Annotated in this window: 1 protein-coding gene; it reads right to left on the reverse strand. The window is 69.5% G+C overall.

All coding sequences use genetic code 11. The features are described 5' to 3' along the window. A partial coding sequence (locus ACZ7J0_RS33740; protein ID WP_470893901.1) for a condensation domain-containing protein occupies positions 1-1644 on the reverse strand: 1644 nt, incomplete at both ends.

The raw sequence follows: 1644 nt of genomic DNA on the forward strand, positions 1-1644 counted from the left end.
ATTCGCACGACCATCCAAAACGGCATACGACACCTCAACACCGTTCGCGACAACCGCCACCGCCCCCGGCGCCCGCACCACCTGCGCCTCAAACAACTCCGGAAGCGTCCACTCAGGGACCTCCGCCACCGGAGCGTTCCACTCCACCAGCATCCGCCGGCGCTCGGGCCCGTCCAGCACCTGCACCCCACTCAGCGGCACGTCGAGGCCGCTCGCCAAGGCCATTTCGAGCGCGGACACCAGGTTCTCCGCAGTGGTACGCATGAAGATGCCCACCGTCTCCGGGTCGATCGGCGCCACCGCGTGGACGGCCAGCGAAATCCGGTCGCCGTTGTCGTCGACCGAAGCCATCAGCGGGTAGTTGGTGCGCTCCTCGAAGAAGACCCTCCTGATTCCGTCCAATCGATCGTCGCGGCCATCCGGGCCCTCGCCGGCGCGCTCCCCCGCACCGCCGCTGCTGTTGTGGCGGTAGTTGAACAGCGAGGTGAACAGCGGAGTGTCACCCGTCACCCCGCTGGCCTGCTGCGCCACCGTGAGCGGCGCGTGCTCGTGCTCCAGGAGTTCCGCCAGTTGACCGCGCATCGCGGACACGGCGGTAAGGACGCCGAGTTCCTCTGTGCGGACCCGGACCGGCAGCGTGTTGAGGAAGGGGCCTGGCACGCGGTCGGACCCAGAGCCGGCGTTCATGCGGCCGAACAGGACGGTGCCGAAGACCACGTCCTCGCGCCCGCTGACCGCCGCGAGAACACGAGCCCACGCCACGTGCAGCAACGTCGCTGGGCTGGAGCCGAGTTGACGCGAGACGTCCAACAGACGCGCGTGCAACTCGTCCCCGAAGGGAACCCTGGCTCGCGTCATGCCGGTGCCGTCGCCGCGCACGTCGACCAGGCCGAACGGTGCCGTCGGCTCGGTGACGTCGCCGAGCAGGTCGGCGAAGTACCTCTCGTGCTCGCCCTCGCCTGCCCCGGCCCGCGCCTGGACGACGAAGGTGCGGAACGGCAGCGGCTCCGCCAGCGACTCTTCGCGCCCGGCAAGGAACGCGTTGACCTCGCCGTTCATGACCTCCAGCGCCGTGTGATCCTGCACCATGTGGTGGATCCGGACCAGCGCCAGCCACTCGTCCGCGCCCGGGACGCGGGCCACGTGTACCCGGATCAGAGGGGCCCGGCCCAGGTCCATCGACCCGCCACCGGCCGTGAGCAACTGCGTGACCGGGTCGCCGCCGTGGGCGTTCAGGAACACTTCCTCCACGGGCAGGGTGGCGTGCCGTCTGACGACCTGGACCGGTTCGCGCAGGCCGTCCCACACGATCGACGTTCGGTAGATGTCGTGCCGCTCCACCACGCGCTGCAGGGCGTCAACGAAGGCGTCGAACAGCTCGCGGGAGTCGAACTTCACCACCGTCGGCATGACATACGTGTCCTCGCCGCCCTCGGCGAGGAGGTGGTGGAAGAGCAGGCCTTCCTGGAGGGGGGCGAGCGGGTAGATGTCGGCGACGTTGGCCGCACCGCCGTCAACGCTGGCGAGGACGCGCCCCAGCTCCTCGGCCGTGAGGTCGACGAGCGGCAGCATTTCCGGGGTGATCTCGGTCGCGTCGGCCGGGATCAGGTTCTCCGGCACCTCGACCTGAACGGCGCCCACCGA

It is taken from the genome of Streptomyces sp. NPDC038280, from assembly GCF_055600045.1.